The organism is Parapedobacter sp., assembly GCF_035556095.1.
Classification (GTDB): domain Bacteria; phylum Bacteroidota; class Bacteroidia; order Sphingobacteriales; family Sphingobacteriaceae; genus Parapedobacter.
In genome coordinates this window covers 20,524-39,393 of record NZ_DATMFT010000006.1, presented here as the reverse complement: position 1 = coordinate 39,393, position 18,870 = coordinate 20,524, and the positions used below count along the sequence as shown (strand labels likewise).

The following is an 18,870-nucleotide window of genomic DNA, read 5'->3' as shown; positions in this document are numbered from 1 at the left end:
AAGTTTGTGTTTCGCTTTCGCTAGTTTTGTAACAGTATAATATATAGTATATCTAGTGAAAGGAGCGATGATTACGAAAGAACAAGTGCTGCATGCACTGAGCCATGTGGATGATCCCGACCTCAAAAAAGACTTAGTAACCCTCAATATGATTAAGAACGTGGAAATTACCCCATCGGCCATCCGGTTTGATGTGGTGCTTACCACGCCTGCTTGCCCCTTGAAAGGACACATCGAGCATGCATGCCGCAATGCCATTGCACTGTTTATCGATAAAGACATTGCCGTAGATATCAATATGACCTCTCGGGTGGTCGGAATGCAGAGTAACCAATTGCCCAACATCAAAAACATCATCCTTGTCGCTTCCGGTAAAGGGGGCGTGGGCAAGTCTACAGTAGCGGCCAATCTGGCACTGGCGTTGCAAGCCAACGGTGCCAAGACCGGTCTGATTGATGCAGATATATACGGGCCTTCGGTACCCATTATGTTTGGGGTGGAAGGTGCGCGACCCAGGGCCTCCAAAACCGAAACAGGTAAAACAAAAATCGAACCGATAGAGAAATATGGGCTGAAATTGCTGTCCATAGGTTTTTTTACGGACCCCAACCAGCCAGTGCCCTGGCGCGGCCCCATGGTGAGTACGGCCGTGAAACAGTTGTTTAACGATGCGAATTGGGGCGAATTGGACTATCTGGTGGTGGATTTGCCGCCGGGCACAGGTGATGTGCATATCACCGTGGCACAAGGCTTTCCCATCTCGGGCGCGGTTGTGGTCACCACCCCACAGAATGTAGCGCTTTCCGATGCGGTGCGCGGCATCGGTATGTTCCTCATGGACTCCATCAACATCCCGCTGCTGGGCGTAGTAGAAAATATGGCTTACTTCACACCGGCTGAATTGCCCGACAATAAGTACTATATTTTCGGTAAGGATGGAGGCAAGCGCTTGGCCGAGCGGTTCGAAGCGCCGTTCCTCGGCGAGATCCCCTTGGTGAAAAGCATCAGTGATTCGGGCGACAATGGGCTGCCCGTGATGATGGATGAGGATAATCCGGCACGTGCCGCGTTCCTCGAGATAGCTGGCAAGGTGGCCCAACAGCTCGCCATCAACCAGGCAGTGGTATAAAAAATGAACCCGACATGATGAAGCCGACCATCACGATAACTTATTGCCCGAAGTGCGGCTGGTTGCTGCGATCGTCTTATTTGGCATCCGAACTGCTCACTACATTTGCCGACGAACTCAACGGTGTGCTGCTGAAACCTGCAGAGACAGCGGGCGAATTCCGAATTTCTATCGACGGCGAGCTTGTGGTGGACCGGAAAGCGGATGGAGGATTTCCCGAAATTACGGCACTGAAGCGGCTGGTGCGCGATCGCATTGCGCCACATAAATCGTTGGGGCACTCGGATAGGGTACAGGGACAGCTGGGTTCGGAAAGAAGTGAAGAAAAAAAAATGAAGAAATAATTTGCATAGTGTAATAAATACACTATATTTGTCTCATCATAATTTAGGTTTATAATTGGTTAGTAAAGGTTTCCATTCTCCCCGTTTGGAAACCTTTCTTTTTTATGGGAAATTTTTCGCTTGCCACGCCTCACTTATACATCGCAGATACTGATGGCTTGAGCCAATGATTTGAGGGGTTCCGGTTGCTTGGGAATAAACTCCTGTGCAACATATCCCTTGAAGCCGGTTTCAACAATGGCACTCATGATGGCCGGGTAATGGAGTTCCTGGGTTTCGTCGATTTCATTTCGGCCGGGTACCCCGCCGGTATGGTAATGGGCGATATATGAGTGGTATTTGCGGATGGTGGCAATGATATCGCCTTCCATGATTTGCATGTGGTAGATATCGTAAAGTAGTTTAAACCGATCCGATCCCACGGCATCACATAGTGCGGCGCCCCACGCGGTATGGTCGCATTGGTAATCGGGATGATCCACTTTGCTGTTGAGTAATTCCATGACCAACGTAACGCCGTGCTGCTCGGCGGTGCCCATGAGGCGTTTCAGGCCAGTGGCACAATGGAGGATGCCCTCCTCGTCGTCTAACCCCCGGCGATTGCCCGAAAAGCAGATGAGTTGATCGTAGCCGGCTGCGGCAACCTGCGGAATGAGATTTTCATAACTTGCCACCAGCTCGTCATGTAGGGTGGGATCGTTGAATCCCTGTGAAATCCCTTTGCCTGCCCCGTGGGACATCGCAGCATGCAGACCATATTGTTTCAGCACGGCCCATTCATCAGGTCCGACCAGGTCGATCGCCGTGATACCGATCTCCTTGGCGGCCTCGCAGAGTGATGCCAGGGGGATGGAAGGATAACACCAACGGCAAACCGAATGGTTGATTCGTCCCTTCAAGGGCTCCGCTGCTGCTTTTTCCGCGGCAGCGGCATGCTTGAACAGGTCTGTCGCCATCACGGCGCCGGTGCCGGCAGCCATGGCTTTCAATGCGCTTCTTCTTGAGAAAAGTTGGGGGGTGGGTTTCATGCTGGGTATCTTGTTAGTCATATAAGCTAATGCCGGTATAAACCTACATAAAATCGACGAAACCACAAGATGGAGGGATGCCGTTTCCCTTCCCGAACAAAAAAACAAAAAAAAATTTGTATAGTGTAATAAATACACTATCTTTGTCTCATCATAATTTAGGTTTATAATTGGTTAGTAAAGGTCTCCATTCTCCCCGTTTGGAGATCTTTTTTTTTGCTGGAAAAATACCTATCTTCACCCCTGAAAACACAGTTATGCCCCCGGTTCCTCCATTAAAGATTCTTAAAGCCTCCGCCGGGTCTGGCAAGACCTTCAGCCTCACGGCACATTACCTCGCGCTGCTGTTTGCAGGTGAAAGTAAATACCGGGAGATACTGGCCATCACGTTTACGAATAAAGCGACGGCTGAAATGAAACACCGCATACTGGCTGTGTTGGAGATGTTGGCCATGCGCGACGGCCGCACGAAGGATCTGGCCAGCGGGTACCGCGAAACCTTGCTGGCTGCCTACCCCCAATGGGATGCTACGGCATTGCAGCAACGTGCTGTGGAGACCTACCGCAGGATACTGCACGACTATAGCCGCTTTGCCGTGAGTACCATCGACGGCTTCACCCAGAAGATTATCCGTGGCTTTACATTTGAACTGGGTATCGACGCGGGATATAAACTGGAAATGAATATCCGTAAGGTGAAAGCCGATCTGGTACTGCGCCTCAATCGGATGCTCGACGAGCGGCCCGACCTGCTGCAATGGATCATGGACTATGCCCAGGTAAAAATTGACCGTGATGAGAATTGGAATTACCGCTGGGCACTGAGTGAATTGGCCGCTGAGATTTTCAGGGAGGATTTCCAGGACTTTGACAAGGCGGTTTCAGGCATCCCCGGGCAAGCGCTCTTTGTAAACCTCGACCGTTACTGTAAAGCGGCTATTCAGCAGTTTGAGGAGTCCTTTGAACAATTGCTGAAGGCCGCCGCCGATACATTTCGCATTTCGGGCGTAGATGCGATGGACTTGGCCGGGAAATCGCGCAACCACCTGGGTAAACTGGATAGCTTCTCCGCCCAGAATCCCGCGGATGTGATCAAAAAGCTGCAAAAATACATCCAAGCACCGGATGAATGGCAAAAGGGCGGGCTAACCGGTGGCATGGCGGTGCTTTATGGAGCATTGAACCCGCTGCTTGAACAGCTGAACGAATTGTATAATGGACAGAGCCCGGATTATTACCTGGCCAAAGCCATCGACGACAACCTGTACTACCTGCGCCTGCTTAAGGAGATGAGCGCGCTGCTGGCTGAATGGCGGCGGGATAACACCGCGCAACTCATCAGCGATGCACAGATCCTGCTCACCAGTATCGGCACAAACGAGTTGGGCGATCCCACATTTATATGGGAGAAAACAGGCAGCCGGTTCCGGCATTTCCTCTTCGATGAGTTTCAAGATACTTCGAAAAGGCAATGGGATAACCTGCGCCCATTGCTGATCAACGCGATGGGCAATGCCGCAGGTAAGCACCACGAACATCTTGTGGTGGGCGATGTGAAGCAGAGCATCTACAGGTGGCGCAGCGGCGACTGGCGTATCCTGTTGGACCGCGCCGAGCAGCAAATCGGCCGGGCATTCAACGTGGCCGATACGACGGCGCTCATCACGCAGGAGACACTAGGTACCAATTACCGGAGCGATGAGCGCATTGTGGTCTTCAATAACTTGATTTTTGAACATGCACCGGCGTGGTTGCAGCAGCGTTTGAACGACCGCGTTTTGAAGGAACTGGGTGAAGAACGGTATGAGCAATGGTGGAAGCCATCGGGAAATCACGATACCATCATCCGTGCGTACCACGACAGCACGCAGCAGTTGCCCCCGGATGTCGATCGGGCGGGCGGTGCTGTGCAGGTAGACTTCATTGAAGTAGCTAGCAACAACCACCGTCCAAACGCGGTGAAGGAGGAAGCGCTGGTGCGTATGGCCGACACGTTGATGGGATGGGTGGCCGGCGGGACGTATAAGCCGGGGCAAATCGGGATACTGGTACGCACCAATAATGAGGCCCGCGAGATCATCCAGTACCTGCTCGATCGGCAGCGTGGGGCAGCAACTTCGTTCGATGTGATCTCGGGTGACGCGTTAACATTGGCCAATAACGCCGCGATACGGCTGCTCGTCGATACGCTGCGTGCATTGGTTGGCGGCGTTGCGGATGCGGCGTTGTACCGGGCCAACTGTGTGTTGCTATACAATCAACTGCATGGAAAACATATCGCCCCGGATCGTTGGCTCCGTATCTGCGAAGGGGAGCTGGACCGGCTGAGGGGGCTGTTGCCCGAACTGCTATGCCATCACCGCCGGGCGTGGGCGCAGTTGCCGCTGGTGGAACTTATCGAAACCTTGGTTGATGCCTACGGGTTGCATAAGCTAACCGAGCACTTACCTTATATCTTTGCGTTCCGCGATATCATTGCAGGATTTTCGGCCAACGGCGAACGCGGTATACCGGCATTTTTAACCTACTGGGAAGAGGAGGGGATCGACAGGGCGCTTCCGGCCAGTGCCGACGCCAATGCCGTCGAGGTGATTACGATCCATAAATCAAAAGGACTAGCGTTTGACGTGGTGATGATTCCTTTTTGTGGGTGGCCGGTGGATGGAATGCCCAACAGCAATTTCTGGGTAGACACAGCGGACACACCGTATGCCCTGCTGAACAAAACACCGGTAAAATACAAAAGTGACCTCGGGAAGTCTTCCTTGTACAAGGCGTACTTTGAAGAAATGCTTTTCAACTACATGGATGCGCTCAATACGCTGTATGTGGCCGCCACCCGCGCACGGAAACACCTGTATATAAGCGCACCCGATATAAAGGGTACAGATGAAGTCAGCACGGTGCTGGCGGGCGACCTGCTACTGGAAGTGTTGCGGCACCACGCCGGCGAATTGGGATTGGCGTTTGAGCGCGGGATACGTTTCGGAGAACCAAGTGCCACATATCCCCACGGCGGCGAGGAAAGTCCGGCCGGGGGTTTTTCATTTGATCACTACCCCACATCGGGTAGGCTTAAAGCAGAGCTGGTTCGACCCGAAATGCGTGCGGAGTTGGACTATGTGCGGCTTGAGGCGGCCAGGCGCCATGGGCAGCTCCTGCATGAGCTGATGGCTACCGTTACCGGTGCAGACAGGCTGGATGCAGCGCTGGACAATCTCCAGGCCCTGGGCCTGGTGCAAGGCGGCGAACGGGAGGAGCTTCGGGCGCTGGCCCTAGCCACTTGGGCACACCCGCAATTGAAGGAGTGGCTCGGGGGTGACTACCAGCATTGGAATGAGCGCAGTATAATTTTACCCAACGGGCGTACCCTGCGGCCGGACAAGGTTCTGGTAGGTAATGACGAAACCATCGTGATCGATTTCAAATTCACACAGCAGGTAGACGATGCGCACCTTAAACAGGTGTCTGATTACCAGTTGGTGCTCCGCCAGTTGGGGATGCCCAACGTAAGGGGATACGTATATTATGGTACATTGAATAAACTTGTGGCCGTATGAACACGATGCCATTCCTCCGACAAGTAGCCGCGGATCTGTTGTCGCGGTTTGGCGATGACCTGAAGGATGTGGCCGTGGTGTTGACCAACAAGCGGCCCATCGTATTCCTAAGTAAGCACTTGGCCGACCTCTCGGGCAAACCGATTTGGAGCCCGTGCTTTTTCACGGTACAAGAATTTTTCGCCCAATCGTCACCGTTGCCGCAAAGCAATACGCTTGCCCAGTTTTTTGTGCTGCACCGGTTGCATAACCGGCTGCTCCGCGATGACGGCCTACCTGAGGAAACGCCAGACGAGTTCTATCCGCTGGCGGAGACCATCCTCGCCGATTTCGCGCAACTGGACTATGACCTGGTAGACCCCGGTGAGGTGTATGCCGAATTGCGCGACATCGCGCTACTCCAACAACGGTTTCCCCACCTATCCGCCGATCAGCAGCGTTTCATGCAGCAATTCTGGGAGTCGTTTTCCGTGGGGAAGCAGACTGCCATACAGCAGAAATTCTTGCAGCTATGGGGGCGCCTGCCGCGACTGTACAAGCAATTTAAAGAGGAGTTAGCCCGGCAAGGGCTCACCACACAGGCGATTACTTATCGCGACCTCGCCGAAGGACGTGCGGCCAACCCCCAATTTATCGATGGGTATAAACAGGTGGCATTTGTTGGCTTCAATGCCCTCAGTCGTTGTGAGATAAGGCTGTTTTCGCAATGGCAGGACGAAGATAAAGCACTTTTCTATTTTGATGGCGATCGCTATTACCTGGACGACGATCTGCAGGAAGCGGGGCTTTTCATGCGTAGGAATATCGGACAGTATGGACTGAAAAATGCGCTTGGTGAATTTCCATCCGTGCTGGCGACAAAGACCAACCACATCGATTTAATTGCGGCGTCGGGAACCGTAGCGCAGGCAAAAATGCTGTCCTCGTTGTTGCCCGCCAAAGCCGTGGATGCGGCGCTATCGACAAAGGTTGCCATCATCTTGGCCGACGAGAGCTTATTGATACCCTTATTACAGAGTTTGCCGGAAGGAGTCGAATTCAACGTGACGGTAGGCTACCCGTTGGTGCAGTCGACGCTCTTCGGTTTCATTGACCTATGGCTGCGTATACAGCAATACCTGTGCAACCACGGTGGCGGTAGCGCACATCACCTCGATGTAGAAGCTGCCCTGGCCCACCCGATGAGTGGGGTAGCAGACGAAGAACGAAGGAACATCCTACAGCAAATACATGCAAACCAATGGCTGGAAGTTCCGGTCAGTGAACTGTTGCTTACCACGGCCAGTTATCCGGCTTTTTTTGCCGAGCGGAAGAACAGCGAGGCCCTGCTCCAAGCGTTACATGGGTTGCTCGGAGACGTGCTGGAGCGGCGCCAGCGCGATCACGCATTACAGCATATTGAAGCAGCGCTCATCGTGGCAGCAAAGAAGGCCGTTAACCTATTACACGAGGGGCTTGCCGGCCATACCGACCTCTCGGTAGGGTTCGCTTGCTCGCTTATTCAGAAGGCACTTCAGGGCGTTAGCGCACCGATTGAGGGCGAGCCGCTGAATGGCATCCAGATCATGGGCTTGCTCGAAAGCCGTTGCCTCGATTTCGATGACGTATTCGTTATCGGGGCCAATGAGGGCGCACTGCCGAAAATCACCGCGGCCCCAACATTCATCCCCGACTCCATCCGGCGTGCGCATGGCCTACCGGTGCTAGAAAACCAGGACGCTTTATCAGCCTATCTCTTCTACCGTCTGTTGCAGTATCCTGAACGGGTTACCGTGGTTTACAATCAGGTGGTCGACGAGCGCAACAGTGGCGAGGTGAGCCGGTTTGTTAGGCAGCTGGAGTTCGAAAGCGGATTTGCGTGGCGCCGCCACGTGCAGCGGCAACAGGTACGTACCGTGCCGTCACCGGAGCCGGTTGCGGTAGCCAAAACCGGTGCCGTGTGGCAAAAGATGCTGCGCTATGTTGATGTGGACGCTCCCAACCGCCTCCGGCTTTCGGCCTCTGGCCTCACAACGTACCTGCAGTCGCCGTTATTGTTCTTCCTCAAGTATATTGCTGAAATCAAAGAACCCCCGAAGCTCTCGGAAGAGTTTGAGCTGAACAGGTTAGGTTCTGTTGTGCACGGTGCCATGCAAACGGTCTACGAACGGTTACGCACACAGCACGAAACCATCGAAGCTGCCCATATCCGGCAACTGATACCTCAATTGCCACAGCTATGCCTCGATGCACTTGCCAAGGAGCTGGAAGTGCCTGCTGGTAAGTTTTTGGCACCCAACAGCATGCACCGTATTTTACTGAAGATTGCGACGGAATACGCGGCTGTATTTCTACACCACGATGCAAGCGAAGTGGCGCCACTTCGCATCGTGGAGCTGGAGAATGAACGAGATTACGCTATTGAGTTTCCAATTATGGTGGCTGGTGAAAAGAAGACCGTCTGCTTGTACGGCATCATAGACCGGGTGGATGTGGTTGCCGGAGTAACGCGGATTGTCGACTACAAAACCGGACGCGACGAGCTGAAATTCAATGGCTATGAGACCTTGTTTGCCCCGGCATCGGCCAAAAGCAATAAGGCAATGATCCAGACGTTGTTTTATACACTGTTGTATGAGCAGGTAACGGGTACGAGCGGTGTAGAGCCCAACCTTTATGTAGCCCGGAAGCTCCGTAATGAGGGTTCCCTGTTTTATTTGGGGGGCCGGAGCGGATTCGTGGCAGAAGGGGCTGCACTGGAAGACCTCAAGATGCAGTTTGTGGAATTTCTGCGCCATACGCTGGAAGAATTGTTCGACCCGGATATCCCTTTCCGCCATAATGGCGATACGGTGTTATACCCGGACGATCCTTACCGTGAGTTTCTTGGCCAACACGAGGCACCCGACGAAGCGTAACGAAAACGTATGCGTAGATTGTAAGCCGTATTTTGTACGCTGCGTTTCATGTTTCGTACTTTAAATGCTATTTTGCACCCCATGAGTAAACACCATATCCTTTCTTTCGGCGAGTTGATGTTGCGGCTTAGCTCAACCGGAGCGTCTTTTTTGGAAAAAGACAGCCCAGTGGTTGTTTTCCCCGCCGGTTCTGAAGCCAATGTTGTTGCGTCATTGGCACAATGGGGCGTGCCGTGCAGCTACATGAGCCGGATGCCCGACAATGAACTCACGGCACAGGCATTGTCCGTATTGAAAGGACTAGGTGTAGACGTATCGCCCACAATAGTTGAAGGGGATAGGCTGGGCTTATACTTCCTGCTGTCGGCAAACGGCCTTACCAAAGGCGAGGTAATATATGATCGGAAATATTCGGCATTTAGCAAGTTGCAGCCGGGTGCCGTGGATTGGGACCGGATACTCGATGGCTACACGTGGTTCCATTGGAGCGCGCTAACGCCCGCCCTCAACGAATCGCTCGCTGCGGTATGCAAAGAAGCATTGGAAGCGGCGCGGCGAAAAGGGATGGTGGTATCGGTAGACCTCAACTACCGCAATAAATTGTGGAATTACGGTAAGCAGCCGATTGAGGTGATGCCCGATTTGCTTCCTTATTGCGACGTGGTGATGGGCAATATCTGGGCGGCAAACAAAATGCTGGGAACGACGGTGCTTGAAACGTTGGGTCGCGACACGCCGCCCGACATGTATTTCGAACAGGCCAAGGAATCAGCACGTGAGGTTTTCGAACGGTTACCCCAGTGTAAACACGTGGCTTATACCTTCCGCTTCATGGATTCGGCTACCCACAACCTGCTGTATGGTACGTACCATACCCGTAGTGGCGATTTTATGTCGGCCATACAGGAAACCAATGAGGTGGTAGACCGCATTGGCAGCGGCGATGCATTCATGGCGGGACTGATTTATGCACTGGCATCGGAAAAGGATGGACAGGACGTGGTGGAGACGGCAACGGCTGCGGGGTTCAAAAAATTGTTTGTGAAAGGGGATTTCGGTAACGGGGATTTGTAAAAGGGAGACGTTAGACACTAGACATTAGACGATAGGCATTAAAAATGAAAAACACACTTGACCATATATTGAAATATCCGGTGCTCCCGGTTTATTATAACGATGATATTCAAACCTGCATGGAGGTAGTAAATGCCTGCTACTCGGGTGGTATACGGGTTTTTGAGTTTGTAAATCGTGGCGAGCGGGCGCCGGAGAACTTTTCGCGGCTACTGGCGTACCAGCGGGAGCATTGGCCCGATCTACTGTTGGGAATCGGCACGATTAAAACGGCTGCCATGGCGACGGCCTACATCGAGATGGGCGCGGAATTCATCGTGAGTCCCGTGGTAAAGCCTGCGATTGCTGAGGTAACGCTGGCACGCGACATCCTTTGGGTACCTGGCTGCATGACGCCCACCGAAATTAGTATGGCCGAAGATCTGGGAGCACCCCTAGTGAAACTCTTTCCCGGCGACACGTTGGGAACCGGGTTCCTCAAATCAATAAAACCACTGTTTCCGGATATGCGATTCATGCCAACCGGTGGGGTAAATCCGACGGAGGAGAGTATTTCTGGATGGTTCGAGGCAGGGGTAAGTGCGGTGGGACTGGGCTCCAAGCTATTTGCCAAGCCCGAAGGGGCTACCGGATCTGACTGGCTCGCCGAGCGCAGTCGCGCGTTAATGGGTTGGGTGAATGGCTAGTGCCGCATCGGGTACATTTTGCCGAAAATGATGACGACTCACCTTACATCATTGTCATTTTTAAAATAAAAAGGCAGGTTTGCTATCAAAAATTGATTTTTTGGCTATCTTCATCGCCTGTTTCGCAAGTTGTAAACGGTGCTGGCGACAGCTTAACATTTTACCCGTTGATGATGACAGTAGGTATCGCAGCAGATCACGCTGGTTTTGAACAGAAAGAACAACTGATGGCCAAGTTGGTGGAAGCAGGGTATGACGTTCGTGATTACGGTGCAACGGCATATGACCCCACGGACGACTACCCCGACATTATTGTGCCTTTGGCACGTGCCGTGGCCAGCAATGAAGTGGCTCGTGGTATAGCCGTATGCGGCAGCGGCGTGGGCGTATCGGTGGCTGCCAACAAGATACCGGGTGTGCGTGCGGCATTGATTACCGAAACCTACTCGGCCCGCCAAGGCGTGGAACACGACGATATGAATCTGCTTTGCCTGGGTGGACGGGTTATTGGGCCGATGCTTATCTGGGAACTGGCGACGGTTTTTCTGCAGGCGGAGTACGATGGTGGGGCGCGTTTTGAACGACGCCTACAGAAAGTTCTTGCCCTGGAAAAGCAGGCAATGCAACCGGGCGACGGCGAGAAAGACAACTACAAATAAATAAGGTGTATTTAAATCAACATGAAGTCAAATAAAAAACTGGCTCCCACGATTATTGTCATTTTCGGTGGCACGGGAGACCTTACTAAAAGAAAATTAATTCCGGCGTTTTACAACCTGTATATTGATGGGTGGATGCCCGAGAAATTTGCAATCATTGGGCTGGGACGTACTAAGCTTGACGACGATACCTACCGGGAGCACCTGCATGACGGATTGGTGGAATTTTCGCGGAAGGGCAAACCGGACGAGGCGCAGTGGAACCAATTTAAGACGACTATTTCGTATTTTGAATCGAACATCAATGATCCCGCCGCATACGAAGGCCTGGCGGCTAAGGTCGAGGCGTTCGACACGGAATGGGGAGTGCGGGCCAATCGGTTATTCTACTTGTCTATCGCACCGCAGTTCATTGAATCGGCGACCATAAATATCAGCAAGTATAAACTTGCCGACGTGCCGGAGGCTGACCGCATCGTTGTCGAAAAGCCTTTTGGGTATAATAAGGAAACTGCAGTGGCCCTCAATGAACTATTGGGGCGGACATTCCAGGAAGAGCAGATTTATCGCATTGATCACTACCTCGGGAAAGAAACGGTACAGAATATCCTGGCTTTCCGTTTTGCCAATGCCCTGTTTGAGCCGTTGTGGAACCGCAATTACATCGATTACATCCAGATTACCGTAGCTGAGCAAGTGGGCGTAGAAGACCGCGGTAGCTACTTCGAAAACTCGGGCGCCCTGCGTGACATGATACAGAACCACCTGTTGCAAGTGCTCTGCATGGTTGCTATGGAACCGCCGATTTCATTCCAGGCCGAAGAGATACGGAACCGTAAAGTAGATGTGATGCGGGCTATCCGGCGGCTGAAGCCCGAAGAGGTGCATAAATATGCCGTACGGGGACAATACGGCCCCGGATGGATTGCCGGTAAGAAGGTGCCCGGTTATCGGGAGGAAGCTGGGGTTGATCCTAAATCGAATGTCGAAACGTATGCGGCTGTGCAATTGTTCATCGACAACTGGCGGTGGCAAGGTGTTCCTTTTTACCTGCGCACAGGCAAACGCATGCAGGAGAAGACGTCTTCCATTACTATTCAATTCCGGCCGGTACCGCACTCCACGTTTTCAGCGTCGCAAGCGGGAAACCTGATGCCCAACCGGCTAACGATCAATATCCAGCCCACCATGGATATCAGGCTACGCTTCACGGCCAAGAAGCAGGGGTTGGAGATGAGCCTCAATCCGGCAGAAATGGTTTTCGATTACGATACATGCTCCACACAGACCCCCGAAGCCTACGAAACACTTCTCTTAGACGCCATGAGGGGAGATACCACACTGTATATGCGGTCTGACCAGGTGGAAGAAGCGTGGGATGTGATTACCCCGATACTGGAAACATGGGAAAGCCGTGATTCATTGGATTTCCCCAATTACGCAGCCGGGGCGTGGGGTCCCGAAAGCGCAGAAGCATTGATTGCCCGGCAAGGGCATATCTGGGCGTTGAACTTGCATACGTAGTGGAATGTGTTTTGCCGACTAGCCCGGATCCGCCGGTTTGGCGATCGGAGCAAATAGCAAAAAAGCAAATAGCAAAAAGAACATGGTAAAGAAATTCAACGATTTGGGGCAGCTCAATGAGGAGGCTGCTCAACTATTCATACAGACAGCTCGCGAAGCGATTGAGAAGAACGGACGGTTTACCGTGGCCTTAACGGGTGGTTCGTCGCCGGTTGAACTTTATAAATTGCTGGCCACGACTTATCGCGATGCGGTGCAATGGGAAAAAGTGTTCGTGTTTTGGGGTGATGAGCGATGGGTACCTTTAACGGACGATCGGAGCAACGCACGGATGGCGTTCGAGACATTTCTCAACCATGTGCCTATTCCCAAGGGGCAGATTTTCCCGATGTGGGCAGATCATAAGTCGCCAGCGGAGTTTGCAGCTGAATATGAGGAGATACTGCGCAGTCAGCTCCAGCCTGCCGGACGCTTTGACCTGGTACTGTTGGGTATGGGAGCCGATGGCCACACAGCATCTTGGTTCCCAAATACGGGCGTACTCCATGAATACGACAAGTGGGTAGCTGCCTATTTCTTGGACGCCCAAGATATGTACCGCATTACGCTAACCATACCGTTGGTCAACCAAGCGGCCAAGGTGGCGGTAATCACCTACGGATCCGGCAAGGCAGAGGCCTTGTACGAAGTATTGCGCGGTAAGCGCAATACCGAACAATACCCTGCACAGCTTATCGATGGAACGGAGGATGGCCGGGTGACTTGGTTTGTTGACGAAGCAGCGGCACAACGGCTGTGAACGCTGTTGTGCCGTTGCCCGTCGCCTTCTACTAGCTGTCTTCTTTCAGCGTAGCCAGAAAAGCAACCACATCCCTGATTTCGCGTTTGGAAAGGATACCTTTCATATCCAGCATGCTTGATGGTGAGAAGGTCTTTTCCTTGATATTGCTATGGGGGATGACCCGATCGGGCTCTTGCCCTTTCCGGATTTTTACGCCACTCTCGTCCTCGCCCTGGAAAATGCCCGATAGCTGTTCGCCATCGTTCAGCACGAGCATCACAATGCCGTAACCGGGAGCGATGCGTTTGCTGGGATCGATAACCGATTCGAGCAGCTGTTCGCGGGAGAGTCGATTGGCTATGCCGTTAAGCTGCGGCCCGGCATTGCCGCCGCGATCGTCATAAGCATGGCACCTCATACACTGGGCCTGCTGGTGTTGGAAGAAGACCCTGCGGCCCCGTCCGACATCTCCACCCTGGAGGCTACTGGCGTAGGATGCCATGAGCTGGTCGGCTGAGAAATGCTGGGTGATCGCCTGGTAACGTGCCATCAATGGCTCGGCGTGGGTGCTGTCGATCGCCTCTCCCAGTTCGAGATAGACCTCTGGACTTAAGCGGTCTGCTTCCATTTCGTCGAGCAGCTTATTGAAAAGCACTTCGGAGTGCTCCACGGGTATTTTACCCAATGTAATGATGGCTGCTTGTTTTTCTTCGGTGGTTTTGGAGTCGATGACGTCCGCAAGCAAACCGACCATCACCGGTTTGGGAATAGCCATGTTTTCCAGAAGGTCGAGCGCCGCTACGCGCAGCGACTTTTCGCGGTCGGCCAATGCGAACTTAATGGCTTCCTCTTGCTGTGGTGCTTCGAGAGCAACGATCGCCGATAGGCAAGCTACGCGCATGGCCGTTTCCTTATCGCCCTTCAAGCTCGCCAATAAGGCAGGAGCGGCTTGCTGGATGCCTAGTTTGCTGATGGCTTTGGCGGCACTGATGCGTACAGGAAGCTCCCGGTCGCTTAGTAGGCGGATGTGTGCATCGGCAGTTTGGCTTTTCAGTGCGTCGACGTTGCGCTCCATGACGCCACGATACCTGCCGTCTACGCGATCAACAACGGAAGGCTTAGCCCACGTACTTAATGCGGCCAGTGCTTCGGCCCGCATAGCGGTGGGGTGGCTGCCGTCTTGCGCGTATTGGATGAGCTGGTGTAAGTTGCGTGCGCCACCCACACGGAGGTTGGCATTGATAACGCGGCGGATAAGTGCCTCGTTGGAGAACGGTGTTGTATTGAGTAGGTTGGCCAACGCGGGGAGTGCCTCTTCAATGGAGAGGTCATCATTGATGGCTCGGGCTGTTTCCGTGACGACAAATTCCTCTTGGTCGATGAGAAAACGGGAAATGTCCGGGTTGCCTATACGCCGTAAGGCCACCACTGCGGCGATACGCAGCGCCCGCGAGGGGTTGTCGGCTAGGGCTATCAGGGGCTCCGCCTTGCCAATACGCGCCAGTGCCAATGTGCCGGCATGCCGCAGATAAGCATCTTCATCGTTATTGGCTTCGAGCATGGCGATGATTGGGGCCACCGCAGGCTCATGTTGGATACGCCCTAATGCTTCGGCCGCGAAAAAGCGGGGGCGGCTCTCCGGGTCAGCCAACAACGGGATGAGGGTGTTGCCGGCTTCCTTATATCGGATGTCGCCAAGCCATTTGGCCGCCTGTGCCCGTATTTCTGGATCGGCATCTTGCAGTAAGGGCAGGAGCGTGGCAGCGTGCTGCTCATCCTTCCGCGCTAGCTGGCTGATTCCCCAGATGGCATGTACCCGTGCCAGCTGGTAGTCGGTTTGAGCGAGTGCCTGCTGGAAAATCTCCAGCCCTTTCTTACCCCGCTTCGCCAATGCGAACTGGGCCTTTTGGCGGATGCGCATGTCTTCGTGGCGAAGGAGGTCGCCCAACTCCGTTTCGCCTTTGTCGCTGAAATCGGCGGCGAGCAATTCCTTTACTTCTGTGCGGATAACTTGCGTTGCAGCGTCTGCATCATCCATTTTCCAGATACGGCCGTAATCGTGGGTGCCCCATCCATCTATCCAATCTGCCACATACAACGCACCGTCTGGGCCGAAGTCGAGACCGGTGGCCAAGATGCCGCCCAGTACTTTCTTATGCTCACCGAGCTCAAAGGTGGCGCCTTTGGGATTCAGCTTGAAGCTGTGTACGCCCGAGCTTGCGGGATTGCCCACAAACTCCGCTACGAAAAACGTCTGTTTATATTGAGGGCCCAGGGCGGTGCCCGGATTGTAAACTACGCCCGCGGGACCGCTTACGAAATTGCTGATGCAGGGCGTGATGTATGCCGCTTGGTCCTCGAAGCGCGGCAGATACATCTTCTCGTCCATCCATACTTTGTAGCTGTTATTGTCAGGGTCGCTGTATTTGCCGTATTGCCAATTGCTCCGCCAGCCGGCATCCGAGCCGTTAACGATGTATACCAGGCGTTCCTTTTCGCCGGCGTGGTCGCCATCATTGTCCTCACTGATGATGTTGCCATATTCATCGAATACAAACTGGTGGGTATTACGCAGACCATGGGCGAAGATTTCAAAATCGCTGCCATCCGGATTAGCCCGGGCAATGACACCCGAGTTGGGGTGTTCCCAGTTGGTGCCGTCGAGCCCCTTGCCATTGAAGCCGATATCGCCGATTTGCCAGTAAATGCGCCCATCGGGGCCCATTTTCACGCCGGACATACCGTGGCCGCTAAAGCCCACGTGAACCCCGTAACCGTGGGAAATCGATGTCTTTTTATCGGGGATCCCGTCGCCATCCGTGTCTGTTAGCCGCCAAAGGTCGGGGGCAACAGCCAGATAAATATCATCGCCATCGGCAAAGACCCCCCCGGCTACATCGGTAATCTCCTCGTGGAAGTCATCTACTATCAATTGAGAACGGTCGGCAACGCCATCGCCGGAAAGGTCTTCGACCCGATATACTTTTTCTTTTTCGATGGTGAGATCGCGCCAGTCGTGCGAGCCGTCTCCGTTGAGATCAGCCAACCACGTATTGCGGGCACTGTTTTCGGGAGATAGCTCTTCGCGCAGGAATGCCCGTCGGTCTTCCACAGTTTGGAAACCGATGGAGGGGATTTCCCAATCACGGTGGCCGCGGATGTCGAACTCGGAATTTTTCTGACGGTCTGTAGTGGTATAGAATAATCGTCCGTGGTCATCGACGTCGATGGCGATGGGTGAAATAACCAATGAATCGATACCCCACAGTTTGAGGGTGAGCCCGCTATCCAACTGTGCGCTTACCTGTCCTTCAATCGTGGCGGCGAGTTCAGCGGTTTTAGTGGGATCCATTTCCTTAGCCGGAAAGTTGGCTGTTTTTTGCTGGCAGCCCCACAGGAGGATGGTGCCGGCGATGGCAATAATTGTTTTGTTCATTTAAGTATATTTTCGGTGCCTTTTGCAAACCGTGGCTTGATAACCGTAAAACCAGTATTAATTAGGTTAGCCGAGCTAATATAAGAAGTATTGCGTAAGTTGTACGGTAAAAAATGCTTTTAGCTAGTATGTGATATAAGGGCAAAGCCAGAAAGTTGCTTTTTAGTTGAGCGGTACGGGAATATTTCGTTATTTCGTTTGCAAAATAGAAACCATGAAATCTAGACGATCATTCTTGAAAAAGGCAGCACTGCTGGCCGGTACGACCGCAGCAGCCAACGCGCTGCCCGATTCAATTCAGCGGTTGTTAAACGGGTTTGCTAGTTGCCTACCGGCGACGTAGGGCCAACCCAGAATTCGTCCTCCCAATCTTCGCAATGGGTGTCGTGATTATGGTGTTTGTCCACTAGTGCCAATTGCTCGGCCGTAGCTACTTTTTGCACTTCGTTGAATAATATCCGCTCTTCAAAGCGAATATGTTTATCCAGCTCTTCTTCAATCAGATTCAATGATCGCCAAACCTCGGTGTCGTCCGAAAACAACCGCTTTAGCCGGCGGTGTTCACTGCGTGCTCGTTTTACGAGCTCGTTTTCGTCTCCCAGAATGGAAAAGATGTATTTCTCCTCAATGGCAAAATGGTCGACGAGATGGGAGGTCCAAAACCAATCGGCGTATCGCTTGATGCGTTCTATATCGATATTCCGCTTGAAACCTTCTCTAATTTTCCAACAAAGCAACAGGCCGTGGTGATGGTCGCGGCTCACCGCCTTAAGGTGTGGGTCCCTTTTTAAGGGTTTGGCTTGATCTGTCATCGTGAAGCAGTTAAGATTCCAACACTTGTTTTAAAACCACGGCATGGTTGTTATGTTCATCTTTTGCAGCGTATAATAAGGTTACGCGCGTTGTTTTGGCGATTTCCCGCAGTCTGTCGAGATTGGCGGTCTTCGCCGTGAGTTCTTCGCGATATTGTGCCGAAAACGCATCAAAACGTGCTGGTTGGTGGGCAAACCATTTCCGCAGCGCCGGCGAAGGGGCAACGTCTTTATTCCATTCATCGAGTTGGGCGGCATCTTTCCCTTGGCCCCTGGGCCACAGCCGATCTACCAATATGCGGTAACCGTCTTCCTTGGAAGGCGCTTCATACACACGTTTTAGTCTGAACCGACTCATAAGCTATTGTTGATATACCGTAGTTATAACAAAGGCTTGGCAGCGTTATTCCGGTAATATTCGATTTTATAAAGAAACATTTCTGCCATCCGGTCGCCCTGCCACTTTGCCCGTTCGGCTTTTTCGCCCACAAAATACATGTCTACGGTTTCTACAAACAGCTTCATCCAACGGTCGAAATGGCTTTTTTCTACAGGTAACTCGGCATGCGGCACGAAGGGGCTGCCGAAATAAGTATGGTCGCCCAATAGCACGGTCTGCCAAAACCGGTACATCTTTTCCAGGTGTTCCGGCCAACGGTCCTGGATGACATTATTGAATATATCTTTTAGAAGGTCGTCTTTGCGTACTTTATCGTAGAAGCTGTCTACCAACAGCTTGATATCATCAAGATCTGATATGTTTTTTCTATTTTCCATTACATCGCTTTTGCCGTTTACTTACGGTCGTTCGCTCCAATCCGATTTTCAAAGATACGAAAGCTTCCTATTTAAGACAAATTTGTCTTAAATAGGGTTGTCCTGTCCGATAGCGGTTAGCCTCAGGCGACCCACGGCAGCTGTTGTTTCAAGGAATTACGTG

At 52.7% G+C, this 18,870-nt stretch carries 15 protein-coding genes; 10 read left to right on the top strand and 5 right to left on the bottom strand.

Annotated features, from left to right (window positions below):
- Positions 1 to 67: 67 nt before the first annotated feature.
- Positions 68 to 1,129, top strand: coding sequence for an Mrp/NBP35 family ATP-binding protein (locus tag VNQ80_RS03605; protein WP_325636084.1), 1,062 nt, complete (start codon positions 68 to 70; stop codon positions 1,127 to 1,129).
- A gap of 14 nt (positions 1,130 to 1,143) precedes the next feature.
- Entirely contained in the window at positions 1,144 to 1,473 is a 330-nt protein-coding gene (locus tag VNQ80_RS03600; RefSeq protein WP_325636083.1) for a SelT/SelW/SelH family protein, read from the top strand.
- A gap of 134 nt (positions 1,474 to 1,607) precedes the next feature.
- Here VNQ80_RS03600 and VNQ80_RS03595 read toward each other — a convergent pair whose 3' ends face one another.
- Positions 1,608 to 2,501: a hydroxypyruvate isomerase family protein gene (locus tag VNQ80_RS03595; protein WP_325636082.1), complete on the bottom strand. Its 894-nt coding sequence runs from the start codon at positions 2,499 to 2,501 to the stop codon at positions 1,608 to 1,610.
- A gap of 257 nt (positions 2,502 to 2,758) precedes the next feature.
- Between VNQ80_RS03595 and VNQ80_RS03590 the strand changes: the two genes are divergently transcribed.
- The 7 genes from VNQ80_RS03590 to pgl all read left to right on the top strand — a co-directional run bounded on the left by VNQ80_RS03590 (position 2,759) and on the right by pgl (position 13,700).
- Positions 2,759 to 6,061 (top strand): UvrD-helicase domain-containing protein, encoded by a 3,303-nt coding sequence (locus VNQ80_RS03590; RefSeq protein WP_325636081.1) that lies wholly within the window; start codon positions 2,759 to 2,761, stop codon positions 6,059 to 6,061.
- Positions 6,058 to 8,958, top strand: a complete 2,901-nt coding sequence (locus VNQ80_RS03585) for a PD-(D/E)XK nuclease family protein (protein ID WP_325636080.1) — start codon at positions 6,058 to 6,060, stop codon at positions 8,956 to 8,958. The genes VNQ80_RS03590 and VNQ80_RS03585 overlap by 4 nt, the downstream gene beginning before the upstream one ends.
- Positions 8,959 to 9,039: 81 nt before the next feature.
- Positions 9,040 to 10,032 (top strand): sugar kinase, encoded by a 993-nt coding sequence (locus VNQ80_RS03580; RefSeq protein ID WP_325636079.1) that lies wholly within the window; start codon positions 9,040 to 9,042, stop codon positions 10,030 to 10,032.
- A 44-nt stretch (positions 10,033 to 10,076) separates the two neighbouring features.
- Positions 10,077 to 10,718, top strand: coding sequence for a bifunctional 4-hydroxy-2-oxoglutarate aldolase/2-dehydro-3-deoxy-phosphogluconate aldolase (locus VNQ80_RS03575; RefSeq protein WP_325636078.1), 642 nt, complete (start codon positions 10,077 to 10,079; stop codon positions 10,716 to 10,718).
- A 170-nt stretch (positions 10,719 to 10,888) separates the two neighbouring features.
- Complete coding sequence (locus VNQ80_RS03570; protein WP_325636077.1) at positions 10,889 to 11,377, top strand: RpiB/LacA/LacB family sugar-phosphate isomerase; 489 nt, start codon at positions 10,889 to 10,891, stop codon at positions 11,375 to 11,377.
- Positions 11,378 to 11,398: 21 nt separating this feature from the next.
- Positions 11,399 to 12,901 (top strand): glucose-6-phosphate dehydrogenase, encoded by a 1,503-nt coding sequence (gene zwf, locus VNQ80_RS03565; RefSeq protein ID WP_325636076.1) that lies wholly within the window; start codon positions 11,399 to 11,401, stop codon positions 12,899 to 12,901.
- A gap of 82 nt (positions 12,902 to 12,983) precedes the next feature.
- Positions 12,984 to 13,700, top strand: a complete 717-nt coding sequence (gene pgl / locus VNQ80_RS03560) for a 6-phosphogluconolactonase (RefSeq protein WP_325636075.1) — start codon at positions 12,984 to 12,986, stop codon at positions 13,698 to 13,700.
- 31 nt (positions 13,701 to 13,731) lie between these two features.
- Here pgl and VNQ80_RS03555 read toward each other — a convergent pair whose 3' ends face one another.
- Complete coding sequence (locus VNQ80_RS03555; RefSeq protein ID WP_325636074.1) at positions 13,732 to 17,118, bottom strand: DUF7133 domain-containing protein; 3,387 nt, start codon at positions 17,116 to 17,118, stop codon at positions 13,732 to 13,734.
- 214 nt (positions 17,119 to 17,332) lie between these two features.
- Between VNQ80_RS03555 and VNQ80_RS03550 the strand changes: the two genes are divergently transcribed.
- The gene (locus VNQ80_RS03550; protein WP_325636073.1) at positions 17,333 to 17,461 is read left to right on the top strand and encodes a twin-arginine translocation signal domain-containing protein; all 129 of its coding nucleotides are present in this window, start codon (positions 17,333 to 17,335) and stop codon (positions 17,459 to 17,461) included.
- Here the strand turns inward: VNQ80_RS03550 and VNQ80_RS03545 are convergent.
- From VNQ80_RS03545 to VNQ80_RS03535, 3 genes are read right to left on the bottom strand one after another with little or no spacing between them, the layout of a single operon-like run.
- A complete protein-coding gene (locus VNQ80_RS03545) occupies positions 17,439 to 17,930 on the bottom strand; it encodes a hypothetical protein (RefSeq protein WP_325636072.1) in 492 nt (163 codons plus the stop codon). The two genes, VNQ80_RS03550 and VNQ80_RS03545, sit on opposite strands and share 23 nt — an antisense overlap.
- Positions 17,931 to 17,940: 10 nt before the next feature.
- Positions 17,941 to 18,288, bottom strand: coding sequence for a DUF488 domain-containing protein (locus VNQ80_RS03540; protein WP_325636071.1), 348 nt, complete (start codon positions 18,286 to 18,288; stop codon positions 17,941 to 17,943).
- 23 nt (positions 18,289 to 18,311) lie between these two features.
- Positions 18,312 to 18,707, bottom strand: coding sequence for a group III truncated hemoglobin (locus VNQ80_RS03535; RefSeq protein ID WP_325636070.1), 396 nt, complete (start codon positions 18,705 to 18,707; stop codon positions 18,312 to 18,314).
- Between the last annotated feature and the right edge of the window lie 163 nt (positions 18,708 to 18,870).